The organism is Bdellovibrionales bacterium (assembly GCA_016714165.1).
GTDB lineage: Bacteria > Bdellovibrionota > Bdellovibrionia > Bdellovibrionales > UBA1609 > JADJVA01.
This window is the reverse complement of sequence record JADJNU010000001.1, coordinates 49,752-65,728: the sequence shown is the minus strand read 5'-3', so window position 1 is coordinate 65,728 and position 15,977 is coordinate 49,752. Positions and strand designations below refer to the sequence as shown.

At 44.4% G+C, this 15,977-nt stretch carries 18 protein-coding genes; 7 read left to right on the top strand and 11 right to left on the bottom strand.

The annotated features are described in order from the left end of the window. The first annotated feature begins 10 nt into the window (after positions 1 to 10). The 4 genes from IPJ71_00325 (at position 11) to IPJ71_00310 (ending at position 3,772) form a co-directional block, all read left to right on the top strand. On the top strand, positions 11 to 1,255 hold the full coding sequence (locus IPJ71_00325) for a hypothetical protein (GenBank protein ID MBK7842130.1): 1,245 nt from the start codon (positions 11 to 13) through the stop codon (positions 1,253 to 1,255). Positions 1,256 to 1,352: 97 nt separating this feature from the next. Further along, positions 1,353 to 1,499 carry a hypothetical protein gene (locus IPJ71_00320; protein ID MBK7842129.1) on the top strand — a complete coding sequence of 49 codons (147 nt, stop codon included), beginning with the start codon at positions 1,353 to 1,355 and terminating at the stop codon, positions 1,497 to 1,499. A gap of 52 nt (positions 1,500 to 1,551) precedes the next feature. Continuing rightward, the gene (locus IPJ71_00315; GenBank protein ID MBK7842128.1) at positions 1,552 to 2,634 is read left to right on the top strand and encodes a hypothetical protein; all 1,083 of its coding nucleotides are present in this window, start codon (positions 1,552 to 1,554) and stop codon (positions 2,632 to 2,634) included. 58 nt (positions 2,635 to 2,692) lie between these two features. After that, the gene (locus IPJ71_00310) at positions 2,693 to 3,772 is read left to right on the top strand and encodes a hypothetical protein (protein ID MBK7842127.1); all 1,080 of its coding nucleotides are present in this window, start codon (positions 2,693 to 2,695) and stop codon (positions 3,770 to 3,772) included. Between the two features lie 76 nt (positions 3,773 to 3,848). Here the strand turns inward: IPJ71_00310 and IPJ71_00305 are convergent, their stop codons facing one another. Beyond that, the gene (locus tag IPJ71_00305; GenBank protein MBK7842126.1) at positions 3,849 to 4,379 is read right to left on the bottom strand and encodes a hypothetical protein; all 531 of its coding nucleotides are present in this window, start codon (positions 4,377 to 4,379) and stop codon (positions 3,849 to 3,851) included. 101 nt (positions 4,380 to 4,480) lie between these two features. Continuing rightward, positions 4,481 to 4,909 (bottom strand): hypothetical protein, encoded by a 429-nt coding sequence (locus IPJ71_00300; protein MBK7842125.1) that lies wholly within the window; start codon positions 4,907 to 4,909, stop codon positions 4,481 to 4,483. A 36-nt stretch (positions 4,910 to 4,945) separates the two neighbouring features. On the opposite strand from IPJ71_00300, the gene IPJ71_00295 reads away from it, so the two are divergent. Then, complete coding sequence (locus IPJ71_00295; GenBank protein ID MBK7842124.1) at positions 4,946 to 5,128, top strand: hypothetical protein; 183 nt, start codon at positions 4,946 to 4,948, stop codon at positions 5,126 to 5,128. Between the two features lie 259 nt (positions 5,129 to 5,387). On the opposite strand, the gene IPJ71_00290 is transcribed toward IPJ71_00295, so the two are convergent. After that, positions 5,388 to 6,314, bottom strand: a complete 927-nt coding sequence (locus IPJ71_00290) for a hypothetical protein (GenBank protein MBK7842123.1) — start codon at positions 6,312 to 6,314, stop codon at positions 5,388 to 5,390. A 241-nt stretch (positions 6,315 to 6,555) separates the two neighbouring features. After that, positions 6,556 to 7,266 carry a hypothetical protein gene (locus tag IPJ71_00285; protein ID MBK7842122.1) on the bottom strand — a complete coding sequence of 237 codons (711 nt, stop codon included), beginning with the start codon at positions 7,264 to 7,266 and terminating at the stop codon, positions 6,556 to 6,558. Between the two features lie 180 nt (positions 7,267 to 7,446). On the opposite strand from IPJ71_00285, the gene IPJ71_00280 reads away from it, so the two are divergent. After that, positions 7,447 to 8,082, top strand: coding sequence for a hypothetical protein (locus tag IPJ71_00280; GenBank protein ID MBK7842121.1), 636 nt, complete (start codon positions 7,447 to 7,449; stop codon positions 8,080 to 8,082). A 35-nt stretch (positions 8,083 to 8,117) separates the two neighbouring features. Here the strand turns inward: IPJ71_00280 and IPJ71_00275 are convergent, their stop codons facing one another. The 5 genes from IPJ71_00275 to IPJ71_00255 all read right to left on the bottom strand — a co-directional run bounded on the left by IPJ71_00275 (position 8,118) and on the right by IPJ71_00255 (position 12,583). Continuing rightward, positions 8,118 to 8,696, bottom strand: coding sequence for a chalcone isomerase family protein (locus IPJ71_00275; protein MBK7842120.1), 579 nt, complete (start codon positions 8,694 to 8,696; stop codon positions 8,118 to 8,120). Between the two features lie 69 nt (positions 8,697 to 8,765). Beyond that, complete coding sequence (locus tag IPJ71_00270; protein ID MBK7842119.1) at positions 8,766 to 9,872, bottom strand: tetratricopeptide repeat protein; 1,107 nt, start codon at positions 9,870 to 9,872, stop codon at positions 8,766 to 8,768. A 139-nt stretch (positions 9,873 to 10,011) separates the two neighbouring features. Next, a complete protein-coding gene (locus IPJ71_00265) occupies positions 10,012 to 10,287 on the bottom strand; it encodes a hypothetical protein (GenBank protein MBK7842118.1) in 276 nt (91 codons plus the stop codon). 128 nt (positions 10,288 to 10,415) lie between these two features. After that, positions 10,416 to 11,582: a hypothetical protein gene (locus IPJ71_00260; GenBank protein MBK7842117.1), complete on the bottom strand. Its 1,167-nt coding sequence runs from the start codon at positions 11,580 to 11,582 to the stop codon at positions 10,416 to 10,418. Positions 11,583 to 11,584: 2 nt separating this feature from the next. Continuing rightward, positions 11,585 to 12,583, bottom strand: coding sequence for a hypothetical protein (locus IPJ71_00255; GenBank protein MBK7842116.1), 999 nt, complete (start codon positions 12,581 to 12,583; stop codon positions 11,585 to 11,587). A 169-nt stretch (positions 12,584 to 12,752) separates the two neighbouring features. On the opposite strand from IPJ71_00255, the gene IPJ71_00250 reads away from it, so the two are divergent. Further along, positions 12,753 to 13,886 carry a hypothetical protein gene (locus tag IPJ71_00250; protein ID MBK7842115.1) on the top strand — a complete coding sequence of 378 codons (1,134 nt, stop codon included), beginning with the start codon at positions 12,753 to 12,755 and terminating at the stop codon, positions 13,884 to 13,886. Between the two features lie 28 nt (positions 13,887 to 13,914). On the opposite strand, the gene IPJ71_00245 is transcribed toward IPJ71_00250, so the two are convergent. Beyond that, positions 13,915 to 14,541 carry an ATP-binding protein gene (locus IPJ71_00245; protein ID MBK7842114.1) on the bottom strand — a complete coding sequence of 209 codons (627 nt, stop codon included), beginning with the start codon at positions 14,539 to 14,541 and terminating at the stop codon, positions 13,915 to 13,917. Then, positions 14,538 to 15,950, bottom strand: a complete 1,413-nt coding sequence (locus tag IPJ71_00240) for an MBL fold metallo-hydrolase (protein MBK7842113.1) — start codon at positions 15,948 to 15,950, stop codon at positions 14,538 to 14,540. Before IPJ71_00240 ends, IPJ71_00245 begins: the two co-directional genes overlap by 4 nt. Between the last annotated feature and the right edge of the window lie 27 nt (positions 15,951 to 15,977).

Below are 15,977 nucleotides of genomic sequence, written 5' to 3'. Positions count from 1 at the left end.
TGAAGTGGTTATGCCTTGCTTCGATCACTTCAAAATCTTCTGCCTTCGGGTGGTCCTTTTTTTAAAACTCGCTTCCATCGTCCTGGGAGCTTCCTTCGCGAAAGCAGGAAGCTCAAATTCGACCTGTGCGTTTCATCTCACTCAACAACTTCGGCACCCATATGCAGTGTCTGCGGCAATAAAGATTGTCGTCCGCTCCCTTCATGAGCGTCGAAAAGAAATCGAAGCGCTGAGCAGGCAATACCGGGCTGTAGCAAAAGTGGATTGGCAGGGGTACGTCATTGCAACTCCAGTCACTCTAGATTTTGAAATGAAACGCGGAAACCTGATTCTTAATTCAATTCGGCAACAAATTAAATCCTATCAACTTTTTTTGCAAAATCTCGCCCAATCCAAATCGAAGCTGATCAATAGGCTCGTGGCGCCTCGTCTCACCGCACTCGATGAGACCAAAAAGGACCTTAAAGGCGACATCTCACAAATAAGCTTAAGTGGCGAAAACTACTTTTACAACACCATGCCGCTTTCTGTTGGCAAAATCCAAGCCCAATATTCAGAAGCTCTGAAGATTTGGATAACATTTCAAAACGAAGTGATGGTCTTGCAGGATTTGATTCGCGAAATGAGGGTTGCGAGTCCTGACCTATTACGGGCCTCTTTTCTGCAAAATCATTTGGTTTACTTGGTGGGAGCCGGCCTTGAGCTCACTCTGATCCAAAGTGCATTTCAACGCGCGATGGATTCAAGGGAGGACTACCCAGAATTTTATGATGTGGAGTCACTGTTCACTTTTTTCTTTCCTGGTTGGAAAGGAATTCAAGTCAATTATTCGCCTAGCAATTCTTCTTTCACGATCTTGATGGAACGAGTTCTTGTTAACGAACTTTTTCAAGAGATTTTGATGAATGCGAGCGAGGCCAATCAGCGCCGAGCAAAATCGGTTGGCCAACAGGGCGACGAAAGCTCTTCTCTTTCGGATCCCAGACCTGAGGTTCTCACTGAAATCCTTCCTGATAAATACCTTATCATTTTTCGCGATCACGGATTTAGGCACCATTTCAATTCAATCAGAAATATTGGCGATTCAAATCAAAATGACGACCGGCGCGTAGGCGTCGGCATTGGACTTTTGAAGATTCAATTGCTGACCGAATATTTAGGGTACAAGATTTTCTACAAACCCAATAACAGCGGCGATGGAACCTGCGCTGAAGTGCAGATACCCCGAATCGGAAAAAAATTTAGCGGAAAGTAATCTTTTCCTTCTCATCACTCCCCCCCTATTCTACTTGAAATAGGCTTTGGCACGATGCTCGCAGCATTCTAAAATCCTTAACCCGGAGAGAATGAGAATGAACTTTTTTGCACTTCTTCTGGCGGCATTCGCGATTTCCATCGGCCTCACCTATCCAGCAAAGGCAGCTGTTTCCAGAGATCCACTTTTTGATGGAAATCAAATACCCCCCGCAATCGCCTCAGAGCTAAGATCCATTTTTTAAAGATTTTTCTACCTCATTCAGACGAGCAAAAAAGTCCCGAAAAACAGAGGCCTTGCAATTACTTTTGGGCCGCCTGAGCAAAGTTGTCGCCCAGATCCATACATCTGAAAATCTCCAAATTGCTCAAACTCAGACATCAGATGAAAGCGGACCCATATTGACCGTCAACCAAAGGAATGTCATTCGCTTTTTCGCATATAAGACGCTGAGAAATGCTCTGGATAAGAACGACAATGTAGCGGCTCAGGCTGCATTGGAGGCCCTCAAAAACCCGGAAAGATTTACCCTCGTTCCAGTTTCTGAGTCTCCAACTCCGTTCAGAAATTCAGACGGCTATTCAATGTCATCTGCCGAAGTGATGGCAACATTCGAAGCAATTCGCCTCGCACTTGAAAAAGTTGAGAAGACAGTATCTCTTGCTGTGCTCGAGGAGGCAAGAGAGGTCAATAGCGACGCAAACATCCTCGCGGATCTCAGGAGCGAAATCCAAAGGCTTACATCCGACGGAAATACGGAGGGAGCCGCATCTTTTTCTCCTCTCATCCTGGATAGAAAGCCAGAGCCACCAATGAGTGAGGGGGACCTTGCGCATCCGTCGCCAAACCCCAGCCTTGACACAATAGTGGAGCCCCGTATTGAAAAAGGAGTTCTTGCGCGAAGTCTCTATGCACTTGGAGCAAAAATAGTTGAATATCGGAAAAATCAGCAAAGAAAACTCCAAGAATGGCTGGAAAAGAGACAAGAAACCAAACAGCAAGCCCGCCAAAACAGAATTCAGGCGCGTCAAGCGTCGAACACGGGTGATTTCAAGAGCAAAGATTACAGTCGCGGGCTCCCAGAACTCCATGGCCCACCAACAGCAAAGGATACAGCCCTTTACATAGCAAGAATCATTGCTATTCCCTACGCCCTATCTACCCCCTGCGTTGGCGTCTGCTTGGCTCTTGGAAGGTTCTATCAAACTGCGACTCTGGTTGACTCCGTTATGGGAACAATCATGCTCGGAGGAGTCATGGGAGGCCTCGTGCAGCTCGTGACAATGCCCATCACTTGTGGCGCATGCTCCCGAGCTCTTGTGACATATAAGAAAGGGCAAGAGGCTCTCCGCAATGGGGAATCATTTTATTGGTGGTAGGCGGTAGCACATTCACCACCCGCTATCTATTCAAAAAAGCAAGAAAGGGAACTCGAGAATGTTGCAGAGATCTGTAGAAGTCACCTTATTTCTATTTGTGGCCTTGGCCTTACCCCAGGTCAGTGTCGCTGATGAAAAAGATATTCACTCCAGCAAGGGCGCTTGTTCAAACTTACTGGAAGCTGACCAACTCAAAATCCTTCAACGAGCCGCTAAAATTAACGGCCACTACAAGGTCGCCGTTTTCTCCGGCGAAGTAGACGGAAAACGAAGGGCCGTCGTGTTTCTCGGTGAGACCCATGTTAAAGAGAAAGCAAACTCCGACCTTGCTAAACAAGTCATCGAAAAATTCGAAGCCTATGGAATTGAGGGTGTCAATACCTCTAAGACTTGGGGAGGAAAAGCTCTTAGTTTTTCGCTTGATGCCGTGCAAATGGCCTTCAAAGTCTTTAGTTTTGGTAAACTCAGTGAAGGGAGCACAATCGGAGACGCCGCAGACCGTGACTTCACTCGAAATCTTCTCGAGGAACTGAAAAAATTCGCCGAAGATAATAGACTCGCTTCTTTATCAATGAGCGAAGCCGACGAATTTCAGGTTAAAGTGGGCGACATAACAATCCCCGGTTCAAGACTTCTTGAGGTCATCGAATTGTTGGCAGTTGAAGCTAAAAATGGCCCATTGGTCTTTAATCTTGAAGAAGGCCATGAGCCTAACCTAGCCGAAAACATTGGCTCTGTTGCTATACCCGGAGCTTTAGCCGCGTGGCTTTGTGCGATTGGTTTTGCCGTTTGCGACGAGCTCGGGAGTTCTCTGGCTTCCGGTGACGGAATTCTTGCACTGGAAACCGCAGGCGCCCTCGTTGGCGGGTTTGCACTTGCTGAAGGGATGAGGCGCCTTTTAGGGAAGTATGATGTTGTTGCACTTGTGGTCCATTACACGCTCGAAATTAGTTTTGGCCGTGGCCGAAATAAAACGATGGTTAACAATTTATTCAAGGCCTTTGAGCAACATCCATCTCTTGACACATTACTTGTCATCGTTGGGTCAGGTCATATTCCTGGAATGGGTCGACTACTAAACCAACAACGAGGATTCCGAGAAATCCCACTTGACCAAATCGGCGTCCGGGAACCCTAAATCCTTAAGTTCGATAGTCCTAGCCATTGCCAAAGTATGTATGGTTGGTGGAGACGCGGCTTTGAACTGAGTGAGATTAGGGATTCGCTCCAAAAAATAGAGGGCCGAAGAGACCTTCCAATTTCTCCCTTGTCAGTATTCCGTCCCCAGCCAATAGCAATTTGGCCTTCTCCATCGAGATTCCGAGGAAGTCTAACATCTGGGCACTGACAAGGTATCCTTTCTCTTCAGTCCAATCCTTGATCCATATTGCAGTCCAAGGATATCGTGAATTCTGCTTTGGAAGATGGACGGCCATTTGGACAAAATTGAAAAGGGGATAGACTTTGGCAAAACGAATTTCCCCTTCGGTGTCAAGATATCGGACATGATTGGAATTTATTTCTGAAGTGCTGTTCTGTACTATTTGAGTGGGCAATTCCGAAACTATATCAGAATAAGCCATGGCAATTTCAATCTGTCTATTCGGTTTAGCAACATAAAAAAACTTGCGGCCAATGTCTCCAACGACCAAACTGGTACTTTCTCGGGAATAAAAAGACAGATCTCCCCTGTGAACCCCTGGAAAAGCAGCTTGGTGTAGCAAATGAAATACGGGTTTTTTCAATTTTGGATCTCGAGGCACCGGGTTGTCCTCTGAATCAAATGTTGGCGTATATTCCTTTATATAAGAACGGAGTGTAATGCGGTCATCTTTTTTTGAAAGAATTATAAAAGCTTCTCCGTCCCAGGCCGTATCGAGATGAAGAATGGCTTCCCCTCATCAATGCGGATCGTACCCATTACTGGGGCAATTTTGGCTAATCCAGGTGTATCAGCATCAGAAGAATGATTGCTCCACTCCACAGGATTCTCGCCCTCTTCTCCTTTTTCATTCCTTACCTCAATCCAGTAGCGAGTATCGCGCCAGGCAAATTCAATTTTCTTCCCTCCCTTGATATCGCTCACCTTTCTTGGATGCAATTGAAGGGCTTTTGCACACCTGGGAGCATCAACCGTTGGGTATTTTCGAGAAGGAGGCCCAATCGAAACCCCCTCCGCATATCTTGCAAAAAAGGAGAGCAAAGTAACAGATGCAAAAATTAAGGCATTTCTTTTGCCACTGATTTTAAGACTCTTAGGATTTCTAGGTATCATAAGATGCACCCCGGGGTAGAGAAAAAATGAGAGCGTATGCGGCCGATTCAAAATATTGCATTAGACCATGGCAAATGGCATGCCATGTATCGCATGGCTTTTTGGATGGCAGGTGCCAGGCGGTCCCTGACAAATGCCGATCATTTGGTGAATCAGATCAATAGACAAAAATCAAATCCCGGGGGCCCTCAAACATTGGCACGCATCACTGGATCATAGGACCGGCTAATCGGCTGAAAAGATCCCTCTCAAGAATTGCGTCTGTGGTCCGTTACTGAATCGTTTTGATTTTCATCATTTAGAAGAAGGACCACCGCCTCACGCGGGCCCATTAGCGAGCGATTCTGAACTATTGCGCCGGATCGGGTAGGCCAGTCCATTTCTGAATTGACTCAACACCAGATAGAGTCAAGAAGTGGGTGCACTTTCAAAAACTTAAAATCCATTCAGTCCATTCGAGCGGATACTCTAGACCGGGTTATTTAATTCCTAAAATTCTGGCACATTTCTGAAGAATGGTCTGTCTCCCTTCAAGTTCATGTTGAATGGATTCATAGATTTTAGTGCTATCAGGAATGATCTCAAAAATTTTTCCTGAAATTGGATTATGGCCCTTTTGAAGCATATCAATTCGACCAGAAACTAGGGCATTTCTCATGAGAAGCAATATCTGATACATCCGCAATCTATTCCCAAAGCGACTCCCAAATTGTAAGACAGTCTTCTCCAAGAAATCCATATCAAAACAATTCTCAGCAAACAATTCCCTTGGGGTCACCTTGCCATCCAACAACTTGGTCTCAGTCCAATCAAGAAGAAACCATTTCTTTTGTGACTGATCATAAAAAACTTGATCCATTCGCAAATCACCAATTCTTCTGAAGGGAGCCATAGCTTTAGCAAACTCCCTTATCCCTTTTTCCATCTCTTTAAGCCTTCTCTTTGAAAAGGAATCTGGTTTAAAGACAAAATCCACCATTGAAACATCGGGATTGACCTCTTCAACAATAGCAAATTCGTCAAGCGCAAAAAAATACATTGACGGTACAAATCCTGTTTTAGAAAGGAGACGATGATTTTGAATAAACATGTTTAGATAAGCTAGATATGGAATTTCTCTAAAAAACCCTGACTGGGGAGGAATGCGGAGAATTACAGATCGTTCATTAGTTCCATCGACTCTGGCGACTCTCAATATCTTGGTTGTGTTCCCACCAGTCAATACACTTAAAATTTTAAACTTTAAGGAGGAAAATTCAAGAATTTTGCCTGGAACGAGAGATGCAACGGAATCGTTGTACCCTTGAGGATTTTCAAAGTACAGACCCTTCAAAGTTATGGACTCCGAATTGGCAGAACAGATGACTTCGTAGATCAAAGCAGCGATAAAAAATAATTGCTTCAACAAATATATTTTGGACATATAATTAATCCGATCCATATCGCTTTTAGCCTGTAATACCTTTAAAAAGCTGACAAAAATCAGCTCACGGAAAGTTTGTTCTCCCAGAATTTTAACAATTATTCTGTCTACTTTTAGAAGAAGCAATTAATGTACCATTGAAGGAAACGAATTTAACCAATATTTAGGAGACTTTATAGTAAAATGGAGGCTCTCCGTCGAAACTCCCCGGTTCCTCACACAACTATGGCCGGTTTAATTCAAATATCTTCTCTGCTTCTATCCAGCCCAAAAATTTGGACCATTTCTCTGATCCATTTTCGATATGAGATAACCAAGGCTTGGCAGGACCGTAATTGCTCAAGAGACCTCTGAGCGCTGGATAGTCATGCAAGAGATCAGGAAGTTTTTGCCGCACCAATTCTGTATATGTATAATTGTCACCCGTGTCTCCCATGAGAATGTTTTTTACGTAGCCCAGATAGAAATGATGTACAAGCGCTTCACCATTGAGCTCACCCTTTCTAAAACTCAAAATTGACTCAAAAATATCGCCATATCCTGCATTGCTGGAGCTAATAGTCAATTCAGGAAGGAGAATGGTATAAGCCTCATTAAGATTTCTAATTTCACCGGGAGTGGCTCCATTTTCCAGAGTTACAATAACCTGCATGCTATGGTAAGCTCGTTTCAAGTCTCCGACAGACGCTCCCGCTTCCAAACCCAGTTTCTCCATGACATCCTGAGAATTCAATCTATTCCTCACAAGTAACATCTTCTGCCTTAGCTCTTCTTTTCTCTTCCGTTGCTCTTTGATAGTTTTCGCACAAGACTTTGGGTCCAAACTCAGTTTTAATGACTGACTTGCTAGAATGATTGAATCACCCATCAGAAAGATTAGAAAAATGCACAAAATTTGCCATTGATTTAAACTAAAATTTGATTTTTGTCCCATTTTATTTCTCCATCTTCCATCTTCTCTAGATATTGATTCATAAAATTACTTTTTAGTAAAAAAGGGTGTGAACCAGCAATGTGGGTGCCAAGACGGCAAATGCTGTGGAGGCAAAAGAAAGTTCTTGGAAGAAGCCGCGCCCGAGATTTTTGCCGGAAATGGTCACCCTAAAGACCCTTAATGGCCCCAGACAGAGCTCCTTTCTCTCTCTATTTTCTTCAGAGCCTCAAAAAGACAGGCACAGACCTTGCTCTAGATTTGATCGTTCAGCCATACTTTGAGGAGATTGCCATGAGGAAACTGCTTGGATTCGTAATTTTGAGCTTTGCTCTTTTAGTTCCATTGATGAGTTATGCGGTAAAAGTAAAGACCACGAACCTCAAGAAAAAGGCCTTTTTTTCTGCTCAAGAGGGCGAAAATCTTTACACCCCACTTGACCTAAAATTGAAGCGATTTCGATTTACTCCAACCGATTACAAGATCTGTGGCAAGGTCCTTGTGAGAGAAGAAGATTCGCTCAGCTATTCTTGTACGCTAGAGTTGCCCTATCGTTCGACAAATGTTCAGTTACGCGAACAATTGAGTCCTCAATCGGTCAACGTAAAGAGCGGGAACTCAAGAAAAAATGTTCAGATTGATGTTTCAGAAGATGGGCGATTCGTGACTTTCACCACAGATTTTGACTCTCAAGGGCTCGATTTTGAATTGGCCGAATTCAACGAAGATTTCTTTAAGGTCTACGAAAAATCTGCGCTCTCTTTAATTTCGGAAGCAATGAAAAGAACGCCACTTCGACTGCAGGTTCTGGAAAACTAAATAAGTCTCTCATCGCAAAGATAAAACAGCTCGGACTACTTTTTCCCAAGCAGCGAATTTTTAACCTCTTGGCTAAACATCTTAGGACCGATAAAAATTGCCAAAAGATTTTTGGCAAATGATTTGCTCGCGATCGAACCTTTTTTTGGGTTTCGGCCTTTTTGATCAACTTCCAGGTGATCCGGATAAAAAGATAAAGACATCCGATGTCCCTTTCTCATTTCACCCATCAAACTATTAAATTCTTTCAAAGCTTCCTTGTAAGCATCACAATCGAGAATACAACCCTTGAAAACGGCCTCAGACCAAGCTTCCGTAATTTGCTCCTTTTCAACACCGCGAACAAATTCCATTTCAAGATGTTTCAATTTATCACTTGAAATAATTTTATCTCCATCGTCGCTCTCTTCTTCTAGATACAATCCGGCCACATAAACCTTAATGGGAATTCCAAATTTAGAAACCTTACGAAGGGCCACCCCATTTACCTTAAGTGTCTTATCCGCCAAGCTGAGACTTTCCTCCATTTTTACGCCTTCAAGTTCAGCAGCAAACCCCTTTGCGGCATTTGTCAGAGATAAAACTAAAACGAAAATAAAAACAAGCATCTTCATAGAATTCTCCCCCTTTATTACTGTCCAAAACTTTTTCCATTTTTCATTCTCTCATATTTGCCCGCCGAGCTATTTACCCTTAGAATCGCTTTCATCATTTGAGAAAGATAAAAACTCAACTCCGAATTTTACCCACTCTTTCATCTTAAGATAATCCAACATCTGCCGGCCCACTCTCAACTCACATTCATCACAAAGCGACACCGTGACATTACTCATCCACCACGGCCCGATCTTTAACCGCGGAATTTCCAAACGATCAACTTCACTAAAATCACGAAGTTTGCGTTTTGTCAGGACTTCACGAATCAGTTGCGCGTCAATCGTCGATCGAGGCAGGATCAAATCTGGCTGAGATTCATCTACGAGCATAAACTTAACAAGTCCCTTTTCGGCCATCCACAAAGGAAGATAATATTGATCTCCGTTCAATGAGGGAGCTAGAAATTCCACAGTCGAAGTACGATCCTTTCTGTTTTCTTGGCTCTGCAAAAAGGAATTTATGCTCATTACTTTCTGTCCCCAAAAAACATCCTTTTCTGGGTGCCCATCTTCATGGTGTCCGACGAGAGAGAGAGCCTCTTCGGCCCTCCCCATGCCAACTAGCTGATCCACAAGCTCCGTAAGTGCTTCAAGGTAGTCCGGCTTCTTTGTCAAAGTTTTGTAGTACCACTCGATTCCTCTTTCCTTTTCTCCCAAACGAATAAGGGAGCGGGCATACCAAAACATCGTGTCGTACGCTTCTCCCCCAAGCGAAAAATAAGCTTCAAAATACTTTCTAGATTCATTCCAACTTCCAAGATGACAGTGGGCGATAGCCAAATTCGCCAGAGCTGTGCGTTGACGTGGTTGGCGCTGCACAACTTCAGAGAATGCATCGACCGAACAATCAAATTTCTCAAGAGAGTTACAAATAGCTCCCATGCTGAGCCAATCTTCAAGGGTGGCCTGGCCTATTGCACGCTTCAGAATCAACCAAGAAGCCTCAATGCTGAACTTCTGCCACAAAACGAGTTGAACACCAAAGAACAGGGTGAAGCCCAAAAACAAACCAAAAAGACACCTCTGAGCAGATTTAGACCAGCTCTTATGAGACTTCTTGGAAAATTCGCTCGCATCTCCGAGCCAAGAGCAATTCTGGCACTCAATCTTCCCGAAGGGATTGTCTTGATTCAAATTGGAACTTCCACACTGGGGGCAATTTTCTAAAAAACGCATTGATATTCAAACTTTCAAACCTAAGGACTCGACTTTTGTTGGTGAGCCATTCTTGCATATGAAACCAATCAATCCCATTGGAGATAACACCATGAATTTAGACCAGACACAATTTAACAGTCAATGCCCTGAGCGCCATCGATTGTTCATTGAGATACAAAATCAATGTCCCCTGTGCGAGACTGACCTCACTATCCACGTTCTGTTCAAGCCCGATGCTCAGAGTCTGGTGGAAAATGCTGAATGTCCAAAATGTGGCGTAACAACCCGAACAATGGACCATTTCGTCCACTAAATCGAAGTGTTTGTTCTTGAAGAGACTAGACTCGACTTGAGCTTTCTGAACTCGACCGCCGAGTTCACCAAAGATCACAGAATCCTTTGCTGATTAGTTTCGATCATTTTTATGGTCCTGCGTCTGCTGCTGCAGCCGTCATTCCGGTGCGAATCCACCAAAAAAACGTCATTTTCTAACTGATCAGTCAAAATAATGACACCTCGTCAAGCCAAGCTCCTCCTTCGAACTCGCTCCCACATAACCAAAAAACTCGCACCAATCCCTAGCACAGTGATAACAACATGGGCCAAAGCCCCAACATAGGGAATCCATCCGAAAATTTCAAAAATAAGAATACCAAGACTCACAACCATTAGCTCGTGCCGTCCTCTGCCAATTCCCAATTGATTGACGATCACCTTCATTGTGGCAACACAGCCCATGACGGAGAGGTAAACGGTCAACAGAAATTGGACGGGCAAGAGCGAGATGCCAAAAACTGTAACGGCCAAAAAAAGAGCGACAGGAAGATAGGCCAATAGGTACAAAAAACCGGCTAATCCAGCTCCAAAAGAATCTTCCCGAAGATTTCGCTGAACCTCAAGGAAAAGATCGGGAGCCAGTCGGACAACCAAAAGGCTAACACACAAAAGAAAGAACATTTTAAAAAATCGAAATCCCCATAAAAAAATAGAACTACCAACCAGGTCGAAAAGATTGAACTCATTCGCAGAGTTTAGGAATAAATCAAAAGAACGATGAAAGGGACTAAATACCTGAGAGGTCCCGTGGTGCACCTTTGCTCCTGGATCAATCTCAAGGTCTCCACCAATATTAACAAGCTCTTCAGTTATCTCGGCCGATGAATGAATCCGCACCTGCCCACCCTTTACGGTGAGGCGTGCCACTTTGCCTCTGATTTCGGCCTGCCCACCAAGTATGACCAATTCTTCTAGCGCCTCTCCTTGAGCCAATTCAAACTTCCCTCCAACAACGACTCGCTGATTTTCTCGCCCCGCATCTACCCCTGATCCAGAGACAACAGGACTGCCTCCATTCAATTGCAGATGCACAAGGTTTATGATCTCCTCAACGGACTGTTCTGGCTCGCCGGACTTCAATTTATCCTTTACAGAGTCCAGCACATCTCCCTGCAACTTGATTTCTGTGACGGCCGAAGAAATCACACGATCAGACAACTGTCGATCCTGTTCTAATTCTCTTTCCAAAGTCTTTTTTAAGTCAGTGGGAACCTCAAGACCATATATTTGGATCTTCACCTGACCTTTGCCCAAGCTCAAGACTACTTCGGCTTCGTCCGCAGCGAGAAGGCGAAGTGAATATCCAAAAAGAATTAGGACAACTAAGATGAGCAAAGAACATCTTCTCACAACTAAAACCTCACATAAGTCATCAGTGAATACTGAAGTTCCTCCTCCCGAAATAAAGCCAATGGTTTCTGCCGAAGCTTTGCTGAGGGAGTCTTAAATTCTCTCAATTTTATATCATTGATGATGCCCGCGAGAAAATTGATTGAACTCACACTGTAGCTCACCATAAAACTCAGATTTAGAAACTCATCCCGCTTGGACGCTAAATCCATTGACGGAACATCATAAATCCACTGGTGGGTCAATCCCACTCGCTGGCTAAATCCCAATTCAGTTGTCAGTCTTTCACTCAACTCTAAAAAATGCTCAAGCTCAGCCTGCTTGTTTCCTTTTGCAAAACCAAAATGATTTGTTGTCCCGCGACGTGCGTAAAAGTAATATCCCGGATGAAAATGATAAGACAGCTCAATCCCTCTCCCAACTGGAGTCGTAAAAACAAATCGACCTTCGGTACGAGTCAATTGTTTGTTCACCTTTGAGGCATCACTGAGAGGGACATACAATCTGAATGCACCAAAGAGACCAATATCGCCAGGAAGCAAGGCGATATCATAATGAGAGTATTGAAAGTAGGGATCACCTATTGCAATTTCAGAACCGACATCCTCACCAAAAAAATTCCTTCCCGCGCTGGAGAGAAAAAATACGGGCCGGAAAGAAATTTTGCTCTCGTAATTGAGCCGGTAGTCTACACCGACAAAATTATAAAATGAAAACTGCCCGTCCCCATTCCGGTAATCTCTCGAGTTGACAGTTGCCCAATTAAAATAACTGTAAGAAAACGGCGACTTCTTTCGACTCATCGTATCTTGTTCGGTAATAGGAATGAGAGTTCGTCGTTGAGGTGGAAGCGCCAAATCCTGAGTTGCCTCTGGAACCTCCTCCGTCGCCAATCGTGAATCGGCAGAACTCGGCAGTTCTTGACTATGACCCACTCCAAGAAAACCGTGTATCGCAAGAACAAAGAGGAAATATCGACCTCTTCGACCCCAATATTTCAAGACTAATCCCCCGAGAAATGGTTCTGGTGACACTTATCGTAATCAAAATGCCTGCGAATCGATTTCTCCCACGGATAGATTTGCCTTGCAAGGCAAATTGATTGAAATTGGATGTCCCATAAGGCCTAATGGACTTCGAGAATTCAACGCAGCCGCGCTGGAGTGAAAAGTGAGAAACATGAATGTGCTCTTAATTCCAAAACTCAAATCGAGATTGACATTAATGCTGCTTTTGCAGGCCCTCTTGGGCTGCACGACGGTGCATCATCAGTCACAGGATTCTCAGCACGAGAACGTCCTCAGTTTTATGGCCTACAACGTGGAGAACCTTTTCGATACTCAGCACGATACAGATCGAGAGGATTTCGACTATCTTCCCCTTTCAAAGAAGCAGACAAGTGAACATCGAAGCAATTGCAAAGAGTCAAATGCACGTCATATGGACACTTGTTTGAAAATGGATTGGTCAGAGTCAGTTCTCCAGAGAAAGCTCGAGCGTTTGGCACAGGTGATTTTGCAGGTCAACGGAGGCCTTGGACCTGATATTCTTCTTCTCGAAGAGGTCGAGAACATTCGAGTGCTCCAAATGCTGCGCGATCAATACCTAAAAAAATCTAACTATCAAACGCTGATCCTGATCGAGGGACCTGACAAGCGCGGAATCGATATTGGGCTCTTATCTCGCCTACCAGAAAATTCTTCAGAACCTGCAAAGCTACATGTCATTCCGTTTAAAGCAAACAGTGTTGAGGACCAGACATGGATGGCCCGAAGCCGGGGGATCTTACAGGTCAATCTCATCCTCCCTGATAGCGAGATACTTACCGTATTCGGTGTCCACTTTCCCTCCCCTCATAATCCCTTTTATTGGAGAGAGCAGGCAATCGACCACCTCATTCGCCTGAAAAGCAAATTGCCCAGCGATCGTATGACTGTGGCGGGAGGTGATTTCAATATTTCATCAGAGGAGGAAAAGAAGATCGGCCAATTTCGACTCCGACTGGCTCCTCAATGGCAAATCTCTCATCTTATTGGATGTCAGGATTGCCGGGGAACAAACTATTTTGCTCCGGCTAAATCATGGTCCTTTTTAGATGCCCTCCTTTTTCACAAAGAGATGTCACTAGCGGGCTCAGCCAAATGGTACGTCGATCCAAAGTCCATTTATATTCCAAATCAAAACAAATACCAAGTCAGCCGCTGGCTCACACCGGCGCGTTTTTCTGAGGCCTCTCCGTCAGGGGTCAGCGATCACTGGCCAATTATGGCTTGGCTTCGAAAAAAAGAATCACGGACACAATGAGATTTTCTTAGAAAGCCGTTCTGTGAAATTAGCTTCTAAAAACACCATTACGAACATCAATCGGGAGACTTTTACAGATTGAATCATAGTCCTGATTGGAGAGAATACATTCCACAATGGAAATCACAGCCGACACCTTCTTAAAGAAAGATTCGGTGCTCGGAATAATAAAACGACGAGGATGCCCGGCCCAACACTTTTTTATCTTCTGATTAATTAAGTCGGCCTCTTTGTGATTTTCGATGCGAACGACGTTATCCTTGTCATAGGACTCAGCCCCGGCCGTATCTAAGTGGATAACCCAGTCATAACGATTCAATTCTTGCTCCAATGTCGATTCAACGGCCCTAAAAAATCCATCTTCCTGCATCTCTGGCCAATAAGCCAATCCATCCAATGTGCCGCGGTCGCAAATCAATAAGTTCTGCTTCACATTTTCTATCTCGAAAATTCCTTCATGGGCGACCTGAACCGCATAAATTGCCTTTTGCTGAAGCTTAATCGCTTCGGGAAAACTACGCCTCGAAAATCCGCCGCTAAACAAAATACTTGCAGCTTCGGGAATCATTGTCACTCGACGAGAAAATGATTTTGTAATAGACAAAGCCATCGTGGTCTTTCCGCCTGAAGGACCTCCCGTGAGAACTATTTTCATTGCCTCTCCAGATCAAGATTTTTCTTCTGACCATTGATCAGAAACTCGTCATTCAACTGAGGAATCACAACTTTCCAGCCCAACTCATGAATGATTCGATACCGGAGTGATCGCAAGGCATTTGGTTCTCCATGATTCAAAAACACACCTCGTGGAGGACATTTAAGATTCTTGAGCCAATCCATAATATCATCGGAATCTGCATGAGCGGAAAAACTATCTACCGATATGATTTCAGCTTCGACGGTCACCAACTGGTGGTGAATCCGAACATTAGTCAAACCTTGTTTTAGCAGCAAGCCCTTTGTTCCTTCAGCTTGGTACCCTACAAATAGAACGGCACTCTTCGGATCTGGCAGTTTTGCTTTAAGGTGATGAAGAATTCTTCCCCCCGTCAGCATTCCAGCCGCCGATATAACAACTTTTGGAGAAGTATCCATACACAACAACATGGACTCGTCAGAGGATCTCACAGCTTCATAGGAGGTCGTGCAAAGAGGCGTTTGCAATTGTCCATCGATAAATGCAAGCCGCAGCTCTTCCGGATGATTCATGTACACCTGAGTCGCATCCAGTGCCATGGGACTATCAACGTAAACAGGTGTTTTTTGTATGATTTTTTGGCTCTCCAATTCACGAATGATGTAAAGCAGCTCTTGGGTTCTACCAACAGTAAAAGCGGGAACGACCAGAGTCCCTCCTCGTCCCAACACCTTCTTGATTATTTTGCCAAGCAAATCAACATGATCCTCTCTCGGCTGAACTCGATCTCCGTAGGTCGACTCGAGCACCAAATAATCTGTTTCGGTCAGAGCGACGGGAGGCTTAATAATATGAGAACGCCCATTGCCTAGATCTCCAGAAAAGCTGATCAGGCGCGAACCGTGATCTCCTTCGTATGCAAATTGAATAATAGACGAACCCAAAATATGCCCGGCTCTCAAAAAACGCAGACTCAAGCCCGGAACCATCTCATGCCAATCGTCAAAACTCAGAGGCTGAAAGTGCCTCAGCACCCTGACAGCATCATCGGTTGTGTAAAGTGGGAGGGCCGGATCATGTTTGGAATGACGGCTTCGATTGGCGTATCTCGCATCTTCCTCTTGGAGATGAGCCGCGTCCAATAGCATGATTTCGCACAAGTCCTTTGTTGAACGAGTGGAGTAGACAGGGCCCGCAAAGCCCTCTTTGACCAGCTTGGGTAAGTACCCAGAATGATCGATGTGAGCATGAGTCAAAACAACTGCATCGAGATTTTTTGCCCCAGGAAAAATGTCCCAATTGAGTTGCCGAATCTCTTTAGGCCCTTGATAGAGCCCGCAGTCCACGAGAATTCGAAACTTGTCATAGTGAACCAAAGTGCGACTTCCAGTGACAGTGCCTGCACCACCTAAAAACTGAACACGCAGCTTTCTCGACATAACCACAACCACTCT